This window comes from Actinoplanes sp. NPDC051537 (genome assembly GCF_055586105.1).
Genome location: NZ_JBVJIU010000005.1, coordinates 276,769 through 293,519, shown reverse-complemented (window position 1 = coordinate 293,519; position 16,751 = coordinate 276,769). Strand labels below are relative to the sequence as shown.

Genomic DNA, 16,751 nt, shown 5'->3' with positions numbered 1-16,751 from the left:
CGGGCGCAATCTTTCGGCCGGGCGCAATCTTTCGGCCGGGCGCAATCTTTCGGCCGGGCGCAATCTTTCGGCCGGGCGCAATCTTTCGGCCGGGCGCAATCTTTCGGCCGGGCGCGGGCCCTCGGTCTTTTGGCCGAGCCCGCGTCTCGTCGATCTCCCTCCGCGGCCGGATACCCGGGGTGGCGCGGGTAGATCACCCTGAGCGGATGATCACGGGGGTAAGGCTCAATCGACGTGCGTTGCTGCGCGGGGCGGGACTCGCCGTCGCCGGCGCGGTGGGTGGGGTGCTCGGCGCGTCCGAGATTCCGCACCATCCGCCGCTGAGCGGGGGCTACGCGTCGGCGGCCGACACGCAGTCGGCGATCGCGCGATCGTCGGTCACGATCCGGTACTTCGTGCCGACCTCGACGCCGCTCGTGGCGCTGACCTTCGACGACGGGCCCGGTCCGAACTGGACACCGCGCTTCCTCGACGTGCTCGAGGAGGCCGGCGTCCCGGCGACGTTCTTCATGGTCGGGCAGAACGTGCGGGCGCACGCCGACCTGGTGCGGGACCGGCTGGACGGGCATGAGGTGGGCAACCATTCGTGGGCCCATCACGATCTCGCGACCATGGATCTCGGGGCGGTGCGGGACGACCTGTGGCGGACGCACCAGATGATCCAGGGCGAGCTCGGGCGTACGCCGACGCTGATGCGCCCGCCCTACGGCCATCTCGGCGGGTCGACCGTGCTTGCGGCCGACTCGCTCGGCTACGACCTGGTGCTCTGGGACCGGCAGATGCACGAGCGGCGCTTCCGCCGCGATCCGGCGGGACAGGCGAAGGACATTGCCGATTCCGTACGGCCGGGATCGATCGTTCTTTCGCACGATGTCGGCGACCCGCGCCGCCTGGTCGCGCTCGACGCGCTGCCCGGCATCATCTCCGGGCTGAAGGAGCGCGGCTACGGATTCGCCACGGTGTCGGGGCTCATCGCGGCGCAGACCGCTCCAGGAAATCGAGGATGAGCGCGTTCGTCCGGTCGGGCCGTTCCATCGACGGCAGATGCCCGGCCCAGAGCAGGTGCTTGCGATCGGCGTCGCCGACTCGTTTCGCGACCTCGTCGGCCATCTCGCGGAAGTCGTGGAGATCGTGGCCACCGCTGATCACCAACGCCGGCGCGGTGATCGACTCGAGCTCGTACTCGTACTGGATCGGCTCGGGCTCGTCGGCCACCGCCATCTGCACCTCGAAGGCACGGCGCTGCATCGTGCGTACGGCCGCCATGGTTTGCTCGTCCGCCTCCGGCCCCAGCCACATCTCGACGTTGAGCTCGGTCATCCCGTCGAGGTCGCCGGCCTCCATGAGGTCCTTCTCCCGCCGCCAGAAGGCCCGCAGCTCCTTGCTCGGCTCATGGTCGCGGGTCGCGCTGCAGAGCAGCGCGAGGGCCGTCACCCGGCCCGGCCACCGGGCCGCGATCTCCTGCGCGACCTCACCCCCGCCCGACGCGGCGACGAGCGCGAACCGCTCGTCCCCGACCAGCGAGACCACATCGTCGGCGTCGTTGTAGGGCGCCTCGGCCATCGGCGAGTCGCCGAACCCGCGCACGTCACAGCGCAGCACCCGATAGCCCGCACCGACCAGGGCCGGAACCAGCGGATCCCACATGCGCCGATCGCAGACGAACGCGTGCACCAGAACGACCAGCGGGCCGTCACCCGCGACATCGTGAACAAGAGTCATCGCCGGTGAAGGTACGCGCCATCGTCCCCGATCGCACCTATTTTCCCCTTCCGCACCGAGCCTCCCGCAGCTCTGCTTACACATACGCGCGCCACCGACCCGCAGCTCTGCTCACCCATGCGCGCCACCGACCCGCAGCTCTGCTCACCTATGCGCGCGGCCGACCCGCAGCTCTGCTCACCTATGCGCGCGGGGCATCGCCGGGGTGGGCGTCTCCTCTAGGCTGTCCGGCATGGGACAGATCGAGCGCTTCGCCGACCTAGTGGTTCGGGCCGGGGTCAACGTGCAGCCGGGGCAGGGGGTCGTGGTCGACACCGACACGGCACACATCGAGATCGCCCGGGCGGTCGTCGAGTCTGCTTACGCCGCGGGCGCGGCCTGGGTCGAGGCGAACTGGACCGACGGCCCGATGATGCGCTCGGCCGTCGACCACGCGAGCGTCGAAGATCTCAGCCGCAGCCGGCCGTGGGCGCTCGCCCGCATCGAGGAGTGGGCCGAGGCCGGCGTGGCGTCGATCGCGCTGGTCGGCGACGCGAACCCGCATCTGTTCGACGGCGCCGACCCGGCCAAGGTCGCGGCCCGCCGCATCGGCGAGATGCAGGCCCGGCGCCGCGCGCTGTTCGGGCGCATGCGCTGGAGCGTGGTGGCCGCGCCGAACCCGGGCTGGGCCACGCAGATCTTCGGCGAGCCCGACATGGACCGGCTGTGGTCCGCGGTCGGCACGGCGATGCGTCTCGACGCCGCCGACCCGGCCGCCGAGTGGCAGCGGCGATCGGCGACGCTCGGCGCCCGGGCCCGCGAGCTCGACCAGCTCGAGCTGACCGAGGTCCGCTACGTGGGCGAGGGCACCGACCTGACCGTGGGCCTGCCGGCGAACGCCCGCTGGACCGGCGGCGGCATGATCGACGCGGACGGCATCGCCTACATGCCGAACATCCCGACCGAAGAGGTGTTCACCAGCCCCGACCGGCGGCGGGCCGAGGGCGTGATCCGGGTGACCCGGCCCATGGTGATCCTCGGCCAGCTCGTCACCGGGCTGCGCGTGACCTTCGCCGACGGCAAGATCACCGACGTCCGGGCCGACGAGGGCGAGGACGTGGTCCGTGCCCAGGTCCGCACCGACGAGGGCGCGGCCCGGCTCGGCGAGGTGTCCCTGGTCGACAAGGACAGCCGGATCGCGAAGGCGGGCATCGTCTTCCACAACACGCTCTTCGACGAGAACGCCGGCTGCCACGTGGCGTGGGGCCAGAGCTTCCCGTTCGCGGTCGAGGGCGGCATGGCGCTCAGCGAGCAGGAGCGCGCCGACCTCGGGCTGAACATGTCGGGCGTACACACCGACGTGGTGGTCGGCGGCGACGGCATCACGGTCACCGGCACCGGCCCCAAGGGCACCGTCGAGATCATCCGCGACGATGAGTGGGTGCTCTGACCCGGGATGCGCGTGCTGGTGCTCGGCGGCACCGGATTCGTGGGGCGGGCGACGGTCGAGCGCCTGCTGGAGGACGGCCATGAGCCGGTGCTCTTCAACCGCGGGCGGAACGATCTCTTCCCCGGCGTCGAAAAACGCATCGGCGACCGGTACGCGGGCGACTGGGCCGCCCTGAGGACCGGTTCCTGGGACGCGGTCGTCGACGTGACGTCGTACGTGACGCGGGACGTCGCCCGGGCCATGCAGGTACTCGGCGACCGCGTCGGGCGTTATCTGTTCGTCTCCAGTCACGCGGTGTTCGACGGGGCGGGGCCGGGGTTGCGGCCGCCGATGCGGGACGCGGTGTGGCCGCTGACGAACGAGACGTACGGTCCGTCCAAGGTGGCCTGCGAGCAGGACGTCATGGCCCGGTACGGTGCACGCGCCACGATCGTGCGGCCGTGCAAGGTGGCGGGGCCGTATGACACGCAGCCCGGGCTCAACCATTGGGTGTTGGCGGCGGCTCGGGGCGGGGTCGTGGAGCTGGCCGCCGATCCGCATCAGCCCATCCAGCTGGTCGATTCCCGCGACTTGTCCCGATTAATTGTAAATTTGCTGATGAATGACCAGGGTGGGGCCTTCACCGCGGCGGGTGCGCAGACCGACTTCACTGGCCTGATTAAGGCGTGCGCCGAGGCCGCTGAGACCATCGTGGACATCATCGCGATAAATCCGGATAAAAGCGGCGAGAGAGTGACCGGCGCGCGTAATGCGGGCGACGGCACGGCGAGCGCGGGCACGGCAAGCGCAAGCGCAAGCACGGCAAGCGCAAGCACGGCAGGCGCAAGCGCAAGCACGGCAGGCGCAAGCGCAAGCACGGCAGGCGCAAGCGCAAGCACGGCAGGCGCAAGCACGGCAGGCGCAAGCGCAAGCACGGCAGGCGCAAGCACGGCAGGCGCAAGCGCAAGCACGGCAGGCGCAAGCGCAAGCACGGCAAGCGCAAGCACGGCAAGCGCAAGCACGGCAAGCGCAAGCACGGCAAGCGCAAGCGCGGGCGCGGCGTGGGACGCGCGGGCCCGACCTGCCGTGCCGCTGGCTCGGCCTCGGGAGCTCTGGCCCACCCTTCATCGCACGCCGGCGGTCGAGATGGGGCCGCTCACTCCCCTGGTGACCACGGCGCGGGATGTGCTGCGTTCGCTCACAGCTCACGGGACCGGGCGGTAGAAGCGGGAGCCGCCGGGCACCATGACGGGATGGCGGTTTACGACGAGATTGCCGAGTGGTACGAGACCGACTTTCTGCCTCGCAGCACGCCGGGGGATCCGATCGGGATTCGGAAGTCGATCGCCACGTTGCTGGGCGCCGGGCGGGGCGCCGTTCTCGAGGTCGGGTGCGGCACCGGTGTGCACGCGGCGCAACTGCGTGAGCTCAGGTGGACACCACTGGGCCTCGATCTTTCGGGGCGCATGCTCGCGTACGCCAAAGGTCGCCTGCCCATCGCGCAGGGTGACGCCACCCGCCTGCCGGTCCCGGACGCTGCGCTGGACGCCGTGGTCTCGATCATGGTGCATACCGACATGCCCGCCTACCCGGACGTGGTGCGCGAGGCCGCCCGGATCCTGCGCCCGGGCGGCGCGTTCGTCCACGTCGGGGTGCATCCGGCATTCTGTGGGGGTTTCGCCGACCGCACCGACCCGTCGGCGGTGATCATCGGGCCCGGCTACCTGGACGGGCACTGGACCAAGAATTCATGGACCACGGAGGGCGTACGAAATCGGGTCGGCGCCACCCATTTCCCGCTGCCCGCCCTGCTGCGGTCATTCCTGGACGCCGGGCTGGTCCTCGATCGTTTCGCCGAGGGTGGCGAGCCGGTCCCGACGACGTTCTCGGTGCGCGCGATCAAGCCGTGAAAGCGCTCAGATCATGAAGAGCATGCCGGCCGCCCCCAGGAGGACGAGCAGCAGGACCGCGATGAGCAGGCCCTTTTCGGCGGAGTCGGCGGTGACGGCGTCGGGGGTCGTGGTGAGCGGCTCGCTGCTCATGGGCTGATCCCTCCGGGGGTATCACTGGGTGCCTTCAGCGTGCGGGCACCCGTCAAGGGGCATAACGTGAGGGCTTCGTCGACCTCGGATGGGCTGCGGTGGATTGGTTCCTCAGTACGCGGGAGCGTGGTAACCCGAGCTCCTCCATACCCACGTGGTGTGCGGGAAACACGGCCGAACCACTTATTCACGGAATAACGTATTTTGACCGCTTAGCGACCGAGGTGGACAGCCTCCGTGCGGGTGACCATCTGTTCTTCACCGACTGGCGCGGCGACCCCGACGAGCGTGTCCGCGACGACGGTCCGACGATCGCCCAGCTCTTCGCGGCGGCGGCCAAGCGCGGCGTGATCGTCAAGGGCCTGCTGTGGCGGTCCCATTGGGACAAGCTCTCCTACAGCGAGGAGGAGAACCGCAATCTGGGCGACGAGATCCGCGAGGCGGGCGGCGAGGTCCTTCTGGATCAGCGCGTACGCCGCGGCGGCTCCCACCACCAGAAGCTGGTGATCCTCCGGCACCCGGGCCGTCCCGAGCTCGACGTCGCGTTCGCGGGCGGCATCGACCTGTGCCACAGCCGCCGTGACGACGCCGACCACCGAGGTGATCCTCAAGCACTGCCGATGGCCGCCGCGTACGGGAAGAATCCGCCCTGGCACGATGTGCAGCTGGCCCTGCGTGGTCCGGTGGTCGGCGCTCTTGATCTTTGTTTCCGGGAGCGCTGGAACGATCCGGCGCCGCTCGACCAGCACGGTCCGATCGCGACGCTGGTCGACCGGCTCAAGCACGCCGACCAGCATGCCGACGGGCTGCCGGAGAAGCCGCCGGACCCGCCCGAGTGCGGGAAGCTCACCATCCAGGTTTTGCGGACATATCCGGCGATGCGCCCGGCGTATTCGTTTGCCCCGCAGGGCGAGCGGACGGTCGCGCGCGGCTACACCAAGGCCATTCGCAACGCCCGCCGGCTGATCTACCTCGAGGACCAGTACCTGTGGTCGACCGAGGTCGCCGAGCTGTTCGCCGAAGCGCTCCGCGCCAACCCGGAGCTGCACCTGATCGCCGTCGTCCCCCGCCACCCCGACGTCGACGGCCGTTTCGCGCTGCCGCCCAACGAGATCGGCCGCGAGCAGGCGATCGACCTCTGCAAGTCGGCCGCGAGCGACCGCGTGCACATCTTCGACCTGGAGAACCACGCCGGCACGCCGGTCTACGTGCACGCCAAGGTCTGCGTGATCGACGACGTCTGGTGCAGCGTGGGCAGCGACAACTTCAACCGCCGCTCCTGGACCCACGACAGCGAGCTGTCCTGCGCGATCCTCGATGCGACCGAGGACGACCGCGCCCCGCTCGACCCGGCCGGCACCGGCGACCATGCGCGGCGCTTTGCCCGGGATCTTCGCCTGGCCCTGATGCGCGAGCACCTCGACGCGAAGGACGACTCGCTGCTGCTGGACCCGGAATCCGTCGTTCGCGAGATGTCCGCGGTCGCCGACCGCCTCCAGGCCTGGCGCGAGGCGGGCCGCGACGGCGACCGCCCACCCGGCCGCATCTTCCCGCACTCGACGTCCCGCATGCCGTGGCACCGCCGCCTGTGGGCACTTCCGGTATATCGCCTCATGTACGACCCGGATGGGCGTCCCCTCCGGGCCCGGCGAAAGAAGACCTTCTAGCCGGCCCTGGGGTTGCGCAAAACCCGGACGCGCCGGATCCGCCGTCCGTCCATACTGGCGCGGTGACGCAGAGACTGCCGCATACCGTGGCGTCGCTGGCCGAGGATCTTCGAGACCTCGGGCTGGCGGCCGGCGATGTCGTGATGGTGCATTCCTCGGTGCGGGCGATCGGGTTCGTCGCCGGGATGGCACAGGGCGTGGTGCAGGCGCTGGTCGACGTGGTCGGGACCGGCGGGACGGTGGTGGTGCCGACGCACACGTCGTACAACTCGGATCCGGCCGGTTGGCACAATCCGCCGGTGCCGTCCGAGTGGTGGCCGGTGATCCGGGAGCAGAGCCCCGGTTTCGATCCGGCGCGGACGCCCAGCTGGTGGGTCGGGGTGCTGCCGGAGATCCTGCGCACCTGGCCCGGCGCGCTGCGCAGCTCGCACCCCGAGGTGTCGTTCGCGGCGCTGGGCGCGAAGGCGGCCGCGGTGGTGGCCGACCATCGGCTCGACGACGGGCTGGGCGAGGCGTCGCCGCTCGGTGCGGTCTATCGCGAGCGCGGGAAGGTGCTGCTGATCGGCTGCGGGCACGACCGCAACACGTCCCTGCACCTGGCCGAGTACCGCCAGCCGAATCCCCCACGCATCGACTTCGGCGCCGCCGTCCGCCAGCCCGACGGGTCGGCCCGCTGGATCACCTGGACCGCCCCCGACACCGACACTTCCGACTTTTCCGAAATCGGCAAGGCCTTCGAGGCGACCGGAACGGTGACCGTCGGACGGGTCGGCGATGCCGAGGCCCGGTTGATGCCCCAGGTCGAGTTGGTCGACTTCGCCACGGAGTGGATGCGCACCCACCGCCGGTGAAGTCTCACGCCGATCGAGCCCGACACGCCGGATACGGCTAGGTGCGGGTCAGCGCAGCCAGGGTGGGGGCACGCGCACCGATGCCATGCCGGCGGCGGTTGCGGCCTGGACCCCCAGGACGGTGTCTTCGAAGACCAGGCAGTCGGCGGGCGCCACGTCGAGCAGGCGGGCGGCCATCAGGTAGGCCTCGGGGTCGGGCTTCGGCCTCGCGTAGTCGCCGGCGCAGACCATCACCGGGAAGTGGTTCTGCAGGCCCAGGGCGGTCAGGGAGGCGATGACCGAATCGCGGGTGCTGCCGGAGACCACGGCGAACGGCACGCGCTCGAAGGATTCCTGGATGTGGGCCAGCACGCCGGGGACCGCCTGCATCTCGGGCAGGCCGGCCTTGAACAGGGCCTCCTGGCGGGCGGCGACCGCGGCCACCGGCATGGCCAGGCCGTGGCGCTGGTTCAGGTCTTCGATGATCTCCACTACCGGGCGGCCGCCCCAGTCGTAGAAGAGGGCCTCGGGGAAGTCGCAGTTCCACTCGGCCAGCGCGGCCGTCCAGGCTCGGTAGTGGGCCGGCATCGAGTCGGTGATGGTGCCGTCGCAGTCGAAGAGGTAGGCCTTGAAGTCGCCGTCGGGGAGGGGTAGCCGCACGTATCGCAGGTTACGTGATCAAAGTTTGAGCACGTCACGGGCGTCGGCGAGGACGGATTCCGACGCCAGGGGCGACCAGGTCGGGAACACCGAGCGGAAGTAGTCGCCGGCCTTCTCGGCGATCTCGGGCGAGCGCTCGTAGACGTCGAGCTCGTTGACGATGCTCAGGTCGGCGAACGCCCGGAGCTCGTCGACCGTGGGCGCCTCGCTGTGGCCGGTGAAGCGGCTCCAGATCAGCCCGGACGAGGGCAGCGCCCGCCAGGTGCGGCCGCGGTCGCAGCCGCCGTAGCGGTAGACGTGCTCCTCGGCCTCGTCGCCGATCAGTGCCCGCAGCTCGGCCCGCCGGGCGACGTCGAGCAGCGAGGTCGCGAAGCCGTCGGTGCCGTAGGCGGCGTGGGTGAGCGCGGCCAGCCGCAGGGCCGGTGCGGCGCCGTGGCCGGCCAGGCGGTCGGCGACCCGGCCCAGGTGCTCGTAGAGCGACCCGCCGGCGTGCGGGATCGACTCGGCGCCCCGGTCGCGGAGCCAGGAGAGAACGGCGTCGGTCATGGGCGTAGCTCCCAGGTGTGCGGGGCCCAGATCGGGGACCTGTCGTCGCCGGTGAGGGTCAGGCCGACCCGCCAGGCCTGCATGGGTGGGCGGCCGGCCGCGGTCCAGCGGTCGAGGATCTCCACGGCCATGGCGCCGTAGCGGAGGGCGGCGGGGCCGCCGGCCAGGACGGCGCCGTCGGGGAGGATCACGGCGCCGCCGGTGCGGGGCTCGTCGAGCAGGGCCAGGCAGCTCTGATCGCGGCCGGGGGCGACGGTTTGGCCGGGCGGAATAGTTCGGCCGGGCGGGGCGGCGCCGCCGGGCAGGACGGTGTGGCTGGTGCGGTGCGACCAGGCCCCGGCGGCGAACCAGAGGTCGCGGTAGGCGATCTCGGTCAGGGGTGGGTCGAAGCGGGGCGGGGCGGCCTGCACCAGGTCGGCCAGCGCGCCGGCGGGGGCGGGGGGCGGGAACGCGTACGGATGGTCGGCGTTGAGCGGTCCGGACGCGGCCATGAATCCGGACGCGCACACCACCCGGGCGTCGGACGGGTCGGCGACGGCGAGGACCGGGTGCGTGCCGGCCTGCTTCACCGGGGCGATCACCAGGCCGCCGGGGTCGAGCTGCTCGAGCCAGCGCGGGGACAGGCCGCCCACCCCGACGGTGACGATCACCCGGTCGAACCGCTCCCCCGGCCACCCGGCATAACCGTCGGCGTGCTCCACGCGTACGCCCGCTGCTCCCGCCCGGGCCAGCGCCGAGCGTGCCCGGTCCGCCACGTCTTCCTGCACGTCGATGCTCGTCACCGTCGCACCGAGCGAAGCGAGCAGGGCGGCGTTGTACCCGGTGCCCGCGCCGATCTCGAGCACCCGGACGCCCGGCGTGACCCCCAACGCCATGATCATGATCGCCATCAGCGACGGCTGGCTGGACGAACTGATCGGCACCTTGCCGTCGACCTTCGTGATCAGCACGTCGTCGTGGTAGACGGTCTGCAGGAAGTCGGGGTCGGCCGGGTGCACCCAGGTGCCGTCGCGACGCTGGAACCCCTCGGGCACGAAGGCCTCCCGTGGCACGGTCGCGAACGCCGCGGCCAGCTCCGGCGGGAGCGAGACGCCGCTGTGCAGGATCTGATCGAGGTAGTTCCGGCGCGGGTCCGTCACTCCTTCACGATAGAGGCGGATCCACGATAGAGGCGGAGACGGCCGCCGCGAGGCACGCCGGAACGTCCGCCGCGTGATAGGGCCACTCCGATGGCTCGATCGCGTCGAGAAATCCCGCATAGGTGGCGGCCGCGCGCAACTGGGCGACCGGGCGCAGCAGTTCGGCCGCCCGCGCCGGATCGCTGCCGGGCCGGTCTCGCTCCCACCGCCGCGCCCACGCACGCAGCACCGGCTCGGGGGCCTCGAGCCTCTCGGTCATCCGCAGGATGTCGAACGCCGGGTTGCCGACCACGCAGTCGCCCCAGTCCATGATGGTCAGACGGCCGGAATCGTCGGTGCGCACGTTGCCGGGGTGCAGGTCGCCGTGGACGAGGGTGTCGGGCAACCCGCACTCCTCGACCGCGGCGAGCCGTGCCGGCAAGCCGTCGACCAACGCTCCCAAGCCTTTTATCTCGTCAAGAAACGGCTCCGCGAGGCGGGCGATCCGTTGTGGATCGATGCTCCCGTCCGGGATCGCGTTCAGCCTGGGGTCTCCCCCAGGGGGAGAGTCAAGCGCCAGCTCCACCTGAATCGGATGGAATGCCGAGGCGATCCGGGCGCACAGGTCGGCGGAGGCGCCGTAGCCGTCGGCGCCCTCGATGTGGCCGAGGAGCATCCGGCCCTGCTCGCCGTCGGCCAGCAGCGTCGGGACCAGATCGGGGGCGAGGGCCGCGACCAGGCGGATGGCCGCCGGCTCGTGCGCGAAGAACGACGGGACCTGCTTGAGCCAGGCGATCGGGCGGTCGCCGGCGTCGTCGAGCCGCCAGATGGCCGAGAGGTTCCACGTCCGCTTCTGGTGGGCCTTCGCGGCATTTATCGCGCCGAATGCCCACGCCAGCGACGCGGCCGGGCCGCCCACCTCGGCGTAGGGCGCCCGCAACGGATGCGCCGCGAGATCGGGACGCGGCGAGACGGGCGGCGAAAGCTCGGCGCGCGGCAAGACGGCCGCGGACCACTCGGCGAGGTAGGTGACGTTCCCGCCGGGTGGGGCCGGCCGGTCCCCGCCGACGAGCCGCAGGATCTGGCAGGACGGCGAGGCGAACTCGCTCACCTCCTGCCACCACGGGGTGGAGACGGCCCGCGGCGGCAATGCGCCGAGCACCTCCCCCGCCGGGGAGACAAGAACCACGGTCACCGTACGGATCACGCGAGCTCGTGCCCCACGGTCGAGTCGACGTGGGCCGGGATCTCGCCCTCGTGCCGGTCGCCGGTGGTCGCCGTGCCGGTCGGCTCGAACATCAGGATCGCGCCGCCCGGCGAGGACGGCTTGTGCTCGATGCCCTTGGGCACGACGAAGACGTCCCCCTTCTGCAGGGTGACCGTCCGCTCGGCCGGGTCGCGCAGCGCGATGTCGAACTGGCCGTCCAGCACCAGGAAGAACTCGTCGGTGTTCTCGTGCACGTGCCACAGGTGCTCGCCGCGGGTGTGCGCGATCCGCACGTCGTAGTCGTTCATCCGGGTCACGATTCGCGGGCTGTAGACCTCGTCGAAGGAGGCCAATGCCGACGTCAGGTTCACGGGCTGATCCATGTGCGCAAGCCTGCCACGGCGGAAGAGATCTGCCGGTCCCGAATGGCGTCTAGGGTCGGAGTCATGGCCGATCTCGTCATCCGCTCCCGCCGCGTGGTCGCCGGTGACCGGGAACGCCCGGCGGCCGTCGTGGTCGACGGCGAAAGAATCGCCGCGGTCGAGAACTACGACGCGACCATCGACGCCGCCGCGCAGATCGACCTCGGTGACACCGCGTTGCTGCCGGGACTGGTGGACACGCATGTGCACGTCAACGAGCCCGGTCGCACCGAATGGGAGGGCTTTGCCAGCGCGACGAAGGCGGCCGCGGCGGGCGGGGTCACCACGATGATCGACATGCCGCTGAACAGCCTGCCGCCGACCGTCGACGTCGAGGCGTTGCGGGTGAAGCAGGCGGCCGCGAACGGGCAGATCCACGTCGACGTCGGATTCTGGGGCGGCGCGATTCCGGGCAACGCGGCGGCGCTTCCGGCATTGCACGCGGCCGGCGTCTTCGGCTTCAAGGCGTTCCTCGCCGATTCGGGCGTGCCCGAGTTCCCGCCGGTCTCCGCGGCCGAGCTGAGAACGGCGATGAGAACGGTCGGCGCGCTGTTCGTGGTGCACGCCGAGGACCCCGGCCACCTGCACGACGCGGCATCGTCCGCCGCCTATGCCGACTTTCTCGCCTCGCGTCCCCCGGCGGCGGAGAGCGCGGCGATCGCCACGGCGATCGACGCGGCCCGGGAAACCCATTCGCGCCTGCACATCCTGCATCTCTCGGCGGCCGGCGCGCTTCCGCTCATCGCCGAGGCAAAAGCGGCGGGCGTACGCGTCACCGCCGAGACCTGCCCGCATTATCTGACCCTGGACGCGGACCGCATTCCCGACGGCGCGACCGAGTTCAAGTGCTGCCCCCCGATCCGGGACGCCGCCAACGCCGACCGGCTCTGGCGGGCGCTCGCCGACGGGCTGATCACGTGCGTGGTGAGCGACCACTCGCCCTGCACGCCCGAGCTGAAACGGCGGGACACCGGCGACTTCGCGGCGGCCTGGGGCGGCATCGCGTCGGTGCAGCTGGGCCTGCCGGTGATCTGGACGGCGGCCCGCGACCGTGGTTACGCGCTTGCCGACGTGGTGGACTGGATGGCGCGGCGCCCCGCCGGGCTGGCCGGGCTGTCGCGGAAGGGCCGGATCGAGCCGGGGGCCGATGCCGACCTCGTCGCGTTCGACCCCGAGGAGACGTTCGTCGTCGACGCGAGCCGTCTGCACCACAAGAACCCGGTCACCCCGTACGCGGGAAGGAAGTTGCACGGAGTAGTCCGCACGACCTGGCTGCGCGGACGCACCGTGACCACCGACGCAGCCGGCGGCCGTTTTCTGACCCGGGAGGTCTGATCGTGGAAGAGTTCACCACCTGGCCCGACCTCGCGTCGCGCGCGCTCGGCGGCGGCGTCGTCTTCGCCAACGACGAGTTCTTCGCGGCGGCCGACCACCTGGTCCTGGCCTCGGCGCCGACCTTCACGCCACGGACCTTCGACCAGAAGGGCCAGGTCTACGACGGCTGGGAGACCCGGCGCCGGCGTTCGGCCGGGCAGGACACGGCGATCGTACGGCTGGGGGCGCCCGGCGTGATCCGGGGCGTCGACATCGACACAGCGTTCTTCGTGGGCAACTACCCCACGCACGCATCGGTCGACGCCCTCGCCGTCGACGGCTACCCCACGCCGGCCGCGCTGGAGGCCGCCGACTGGGTGCCGCTCGTGCCGAGGTCCCCGCTCGACGGCGACACGCGTAACCTGTTCCCCGTCGGCGACCGCCGCCGCTTCACCCACGTGCGCCTGACGATCTATCCGGACGGCGGCGTGGCCCGGCTGCGCGTGCACGGCGAGGTGGTGCCCGACCCGTCGCTGCTGCCCGAGGTCGTCGACGTGGCCGCGCTCGCCCACGGCGGGCAGATCTCCGGCTGCTCGAACATGTTCTTCGGCCGCCCGCACAACATGCTGATGCCCGGCCTCGCGCAGCACATGGGCGACGGCTGGGAGACGGCCCGCCGCCGCGCCGACGGCAACGAGTGGGCCGAGGTCACGCTCGCGGCGCCGACCGAGATCGCCTTCGTCGACCTCGACACCAGCCATTTCAAGGGCAACGCGCCCGGCGCCGCCTCGGTGCGCGGCTCACTCGACGCCGGGCCGTGGTTCGACGTGCTGCCGCGGGTCGCGCTCACGCCGGACACCCCGCACCGGTTCGCCGTGCAGCCCGAGGGGCCGGCCGACCGGGTGCGGCTCGACATCTATCCGGACGGCGGAATGGCCCGGCTGCGGGTCGTCGGCCGGCCCGACCGCCATTTCCTCGAGGAGAAGTTCCGCCGGCATGTCGAGAGCCGCTGAGCCGCTGTTCGATCGCCGTTAAGGGCCGACACATCCACCGGCGTCCATACTGCAGGCATGAAGCTCATGCCAGTACTCGCTGCCGCGGCAATCCTGCTTCTGCCCGCCGCGAGCACCACTCCGCGCGCCGCGAACGCCACTCCGCGCGACGCGGCGGTGGCCACGAATCTGCGGGCCGTCACCCGATCGACGACCTGGACGCCGGTCTCGGCCCTCAAGCTGAACTTCCCGACCTTCCACCCCGAGGGCCTGGTCGTGACGGCCGATCGCTTCTATCTGAGCTCGACCGAGATCATCGAGCCGACCGTCAAATACCCGGTGCCGGTCGACGGCTACGACCGGACGCCCGGAAAGGGCGTGGGCCACCTCTTCGTCATCGAGCGGGCGACCGGGAAGCTCATCAAGGACGTCGTTCTCGGCCACGACATCGTGTATCACCCGGGCGGCATCGACCTCAGCGGGAACAGCCTCTGGGTGCCGGTCGCGCAGTACCGGCCGAACAGTTCCGCCGACATCTATCGCATCGACATCCGTACGCTGCGGGTAACGCGCCTCTTCGGCGTCGGCGACCACATCGGCGGCATCGTCTTCGACCCGACCCGGGGGCGGCTGGTCGGCAACAGCTGGGGTTCGCGCACGTTCTACGAGTGGGCGCCGGACGGCCGCCGGCTGGCCAGGTGGGCCAATCCCACCAACGTCCTCGACTTCCAGGACTGCCAATATCTGCCGTACGGGAAAATGGCGTGCGGCGGGATCACCGGTCTGCCGCAGGCGCCGGGTGTCGCCGGCTCCTACGAGCTCGGCGGCGTCACGCTCATCGACCTCCATCGGCGCACCATCGTCAATGAGTTCCCGTTCCAGCAATGGTCGGCCGCGGGCCACGTGATGACCCGGAACCCGCTGAAGTTCGAGGCGCACGGAAAGTCGCTCACCATGTGGGCCGCGCCCGACAACGGTGAAGAGGTCGCCGGTACGCAGATCTACGAGTTCCGGTCGTCCGAATAGTCCGGTCGCCCGGTGCTGACCGGGGCGGGGCGACCGGTCAGCACCCGCGGGCCGGCCGGGGTGATCGCGATCGTGTGCTCGGAGTGCGCGGTGCGGGAGCCGTCGGCGGAGCGGATCGTCCAGCCGTCCGGATCGAACCTGATCTTGTCGGTGGTGCGGCAGAACCAGGGCTCGATGGCGATCGTGAGTCCCGGGTCGAGCCGCATGCCGCGGCGGGCGCGGCCGCTGTTGGCGACGTGCGGCGCCTCGTGCATGGTGCGGCCGATGCCGTGGCCGCCGAACTCGCCGTTGACGCCGTAGCCGTAGGAGTGGGCGACCTCGCCGATCGCGGCCGAGATGTCGCCGATGCGGCCGCCGGGCCGGGCGGCGGCGATGCCGGCCTCGAGAGCGACCTCGGTGGCCTCGATCAGCTTGAGGTCGGCCGGGTCGGGCGTGCCGACGACGAAGGAGAGCGCGGAATCGGCGTTCCAGCCGTCGATGCCGACCGCCATGTCGATGCTGAGCAGGTCGCCGTCGCGCAGGACGTAGTCGTGCGGCAGGCCGTGCAGCACCGCGTCGTTGACCGACAGGCACAGCACGTTGCGGAACGGGCCGCGGCCGAACGAGGGGGCGTAGTCCCAGTAGCAGGACTCGGCGCCGCGCTCGGCGATCCGGCGCCGGGCGTGGTGCTCGATGTCCAGCAGATTGACCCCGACCGCGGCCACGCCGCTCAGCTCGGCGAGCAACTCGCCGACGAACTGGCCGGCCACCGCCATCCGGTCGATCTCGTCGGCGGACTTGAGCTCGATCACGACAGCCTCCCTCTCCCGATGCGGTATTTTTATACCACGTCGTTGTGGGGCTATCCTGCGGGGCATGGTTCGCCAGCCGCTCACCGCCGAACAGATCGCCGCCGGGCAGCGCCTCGGGGTCGCGCTCCGGGCCGCGCGGGCCGGCCGCAGTCTCGTCGAGGTGGCGCTGGCGGCCGGCATCTCCCCCGAGACGCTCCGCAAGATCGAGGCGGGCCGCCTGCCGGCGCCCGCGTTCGGCACCGTGGTCGGCCTCAGCCAGGCCCTCGAGGTGCCCCTCGCCGACCTGGCCGAGGTGTGGCTGGCCGAGATGCCCGAACGCCAGGCTTCATAGGCCTCGACCGGCGCCGGCCGATTAACGGAAAGTGAAGGTCTTGACACTTTTGGGTGGCGAGCCTTAGATGGCCTGACGAGTCCACAGTGGAGGCCATATGCGCATCAGACGCATGCTCGGCATGAGCTCCGTCGCCGTCCTTCTCGCCACTCTCGCCGTGCAGGCGCCGGCACAGGCCGATGACGCCCTCGCGAACGGCGGCTACTTCGAGCTCTGGAATTACTCGACCGGCAAACGCATGGCGGTGAACGGCGGTCAGACGCAGAACGGCGCCAAGATCATCCAGTACCACTTCCTCAACACACCCGACGCCACCCGGCCGATCACCGACCAGTCATGGGTGCTCTGGCAGAACGCGGCCGGCTACTGGAACATCCAGAACGACAAATCCGGCAAAGCGGTGGCGATTCCCAACGGCCGCAAGGACGCCGGGGCGGGCGCGATCCAGTACGACCTGACATCCTCGCTCTTCGACCAGCAATGGGATTTCCGGTCCCGCGCCGGTCACGCCGGCTGGATGCTGGCCAACCGCAACAGCGGGATGTGCCTAGCCGTGCCGGGTGGCAACACCAACGACGGCGTCCAGCTGATCCAGTATCCGTGCCACCCCGAGTACGACGACCAGTGGTGGTTCGCGAACCGCTTCTACCCGTGATGCACCAGGTTTGATCGGGC

The 16,751-nt window shown here is 70.9% G+C and carries 19 protein-coding genes; 11 read left to right on the top strand and 8 right to left on the bottom strand.

The annotated features are described in order from the left end of the window. Positions 1-206: 206 nt before the first annotated feature. The gene (locus tag ACZ6TB_RS13920; protein ID WP_465554160.1) at positions 207-1,007 is read left to right on the top strand and encodes a polysaccharide deacetylase family protein; all 801 of its coding nucleotides are present in this window, start codon (positions 207-209) and stop codon (positions 1,005-1,007) included. On the opposite strand, the gene ACZ6TB_RS13915 is transcribed toward ACZ6TB_RS13920, so the two are convergent. Beyond that, complete coding sequence (locus ACZ6TB_RS13915; RefSeq protein WP_465554158.1) at positions 970-1,722, bottom strand: alpha/beta fold hydrolase; 753 nt, start codon at positions 1,720-1,722, stop codon at positions 970-972. The genes ACZ6TB_RS13920 and ACZ6TB_RS13915 overlap by 38 nt on opposite strands. A gap of 232 nt (positions 1,723-1,954) precedes the next feature. Here ACZ6TB_RS13915 and ACZ6TB_RS13910 point away from each other — a divergent pair, with 232 nt between their 5' ends. Genes ACZ6TB_RS13910 through ACZ6TB_RS13900 form a run of 3 tightly spaced genes read left to right on the top strand, consistent with a single transcriptional unit; the run spans position 1,955 to position 5,040 of the window. Next, a complete protein-coding gene (locus ACZ6TB_RS13910; RefSeq protein ID WP_465554156.1) occupies positions 1,955-3,151 on the top strand; it encodes an aminopeptidase in 1,197 nt (398 codons plus the stop codon). A 6-nt stretch (positions 3,152-3,157) separates the two neighbouring features. Next, positions 3,158-4,354, top strand: a complete 1,197-nt coding sequence (locus tag ACZ6TB_RS13905) for an NAD-dependent epimerase/dehydratase family protein (protein ID WP_465554154.1) — start codon at positions 3,158-3,160, stop codon at positions 4,352-4,354. A 29-nt stretch (positions 4,355-4,383) separates the two neighbouring features. Continuing rightward, positions 4,384-5,040, top strand: a complete 657-nt coding sequence (locus tag ACZ6TB_RS13900) for a class I SAM-dependent methyltransferase (protein ID WP_465554152.1) — start codon at positions 4,384-4,386, stop codon at positions 5,038-5,040. A gap of 6 nt (positions 5,041-5,046) precedes the next feature. Here the strand turns inward: ACZ6TB_RS13900 and ACZ6TB_RS13895 are convergent, their stop codons facing one another. Beyond that, positions 5,047-5,172 (bottom strand): hypothetical protein, encoded by a 126-nt coding sequence (locus tag ACZ6TB_RS13895; RefSeq protein ID WP_465554150.1) that lies wholly within the window; start codon positions 5,170-5,172, stop codon positions 5,047-5,049. Between the two features lie 98 nt (positions 5,173-5,270). Here ACZ6TB_RS13895 and ACZ6TB_RS13890 point away from each other — a divergent pair, with 98 nt between their 5' ends. Together ACZ6TB_RS13890 and ACZ6TB_RS13885 are read left to right on the top strand one after the other, a co-directional pair. Next, positions 5,271-6,839 (top strand): phospholipase D family protein, encoded by a 1,569-nt coding sequence (locus ACZ6TB_RS13890; RefSeq protein ID WP_465554148.1) that lies wholly within the window; start codon positions 5,271-5,273, stop codon positions 6,837-6,839. 62 nt (positions 6,840-6,901) lie between these two features. Further along, on the top strand, positions 6,902-7,690 hold the full coding sequence (locus tag ACZ6TB_RS13885) for an AAC(3) family N-acetyltransferase (protein WP_465554146.1): 789 nt from the start codon (positions 6,902-6,904) through the stop codon (positions 7,688-7,690). 48 nt (positions 7,691-7,738) lie between these two features. On the opposite strand, the gene ACZ6TB_RS13880 is transcribed toward ACZ6TB_RS13885, so the two are convergent. Genes ACZ6TB_RS13880 through ACZ6TB_RS13860 form a run of 5 tightly spaced genes read right to left on the bottom strand, consistent with a single transcriptional unit; the run spans position 7,739 to position 11,583 of the window. Further along, positions 7,739-8,329 carry an HAD family hydrolase gene (locus ACZ6TB_RS13880; protein ID WP_465554144.1) on the bottom strand — a complete coding sequence of 197 codons (591 nt, stop codon included), beginning with the start codon at positions 8,327-8,329 and terminating at the stop codon, positions 7,739-7,741. An 18-nt stretch (positions 8,330-8,347) separates the two neighbouring features. Further along, on the bottom strand, positions 8,348-8,875 hold the full coding sequence (locus tag ACZ6TB_RS13875) for a DUF6817 domain-containing protein (protein WP_465554142.1): 528 nt from the start codon (positions 8,873-8,875) through the stop codon (positions 8,348-8,350). Then, positions 8,872-10,014, bottom strand: a complete 1,143-nt coding sequence (locus ACZ6TB_RS13870; protein WP_465554140.1) for a protein-L-isoaspartate O-methyltransferase family protein — start codon at positions 10,012-10,014, stop codon at positions 8,872-8,874. Before ACZ6TB_RS13870 ends, ACZ6TB_RS13875 begins: the two co-directional genes overlap by 4 nt. A gap of 4 nt (positions 10,015-10,018) precedes the next feature. Further along, positions 10,019-11,200, bottom strand: coding sequence for a phosphotransferase family protein (locus ACZ6TB_RS13865; RefSeq protein ID WP_465554139.1), 1,182 nt, complete (start codon positions 11,198-11,200; stop codon positions 10,019-10,021). Then, positions 11,197-11,583: a cupin domain-containing protein gene (locus tag ACZ6TB_RS13860; RefSeq protein ID WP_465554137.1), complete on the bottom strand. Its 387-nt coding sequence runs from the start codon at positions 11,581-11,583 to the stop codon at positions 11,197-11,199. The genes ACZ6TB_RS13865 and ACZ6TB_RS13860 overlap by 4 nt, the downstream gene beginning before the upstream one ends. Before the next feature lie 63 nt (positions 11,584-11,646). On the opposite strand from ACZ6TB_RS13860, the gene allB reads away from it, so the two are divergent. Genes allB through ACZ6TB_RS13845 form a run of 3 tightly spaced genes read left to right on the top strand, consistent with a single transcriptional unit; the run spans position 11,647 to position 14,954 of the window. Further along, a complete protein-coding gene (allB, locus tag ACZ6TB_RS13855; protein ID WP_465554135.1) occupies positions 11,647-12,957 on the top strand; it encodes an allantoinase AllB in 1,311 nt (436 codons plus the stop codon). A 2-nt stretch (positions 12,958-12,959) separates the two neighbouring features. Beyond that, on the top strand, positions 12,960-13,949 hold the full coding sequence (gene alc / locus ACZ6TB_RS13850; protein ID WP_465554133.1) for an allantoicase: 990 nt from the start codon (positions 12,960-12,962) through the stop codon (positions 13,947-13,949). 57 nt (positions 13,950-14,006) lie between these two features. Continuing rightward, positions 14,007-14,954 carry a DUF6454 family protein gene (locus tag ACZ6TB_RS13845; protein WP_465554131.1) on the top strand — a complete coding sequence of 316 codons (948 nt, stop codon included), beginning with the start codon at positions 14,007-14,009 and terminating at the stop codon, positions 14,952-14,954. On the opposite strand, the gene map is transcribed toward ACZ6TB_RS13845, so the two are convergent. After that, positions 14,930-15,745, bottom strand: a complete 816-nt coding sequence (gene map / locus ACZ6TB_RS13840; protein ID WP_465554129.1) for a type I methionyl aminopeptidase — start codon at positions 15,743-15,745, stop codon at positions 14,930-14,932. The genes ACZ6TB_RS13845 and map overlap by 25 nt on opposite strands. 64 nt (positions 15,746-15,809) lie before the next feature. Between map and ACZ6TB_RS13835 the strand changes: the two genes are divergently transcribed. Both ACZ6TB_RS13835 and ACZ6TB_RS13830 read left to right on the top strand, forming a co-directional pair. Then, the gene (locus tag ACZ6TB_RS13835) at positions 15,810-16,076 is read left to right on the top strand and encodes a helix-turn-helix domain-containing protein (RefSeq protein WP_465554127.1); all 267 of its coding nucleotides are present in this window, start codon (positions 15,810-15,812) and stop codon (positions 16,074-16,076) included. A gap of 97 nt (positions 16,077-16,173) precedes the next feature. Continuing rightward, positions 16,174-16,731 carry an RICIN domain-containing protein gene (locus tag ACZ6TB_RS13830; RefSeq protein WP_465554125.1) on the top strand — a complete coding sequence of 186 codons (558 nt, stop codon included), beginning with the start codon at positions 16,174-16,176 and terminating at the stop codon, positions 16,729-16,731. Positions 16,732-16,751 lie beyond the last annotated feature (20 nt).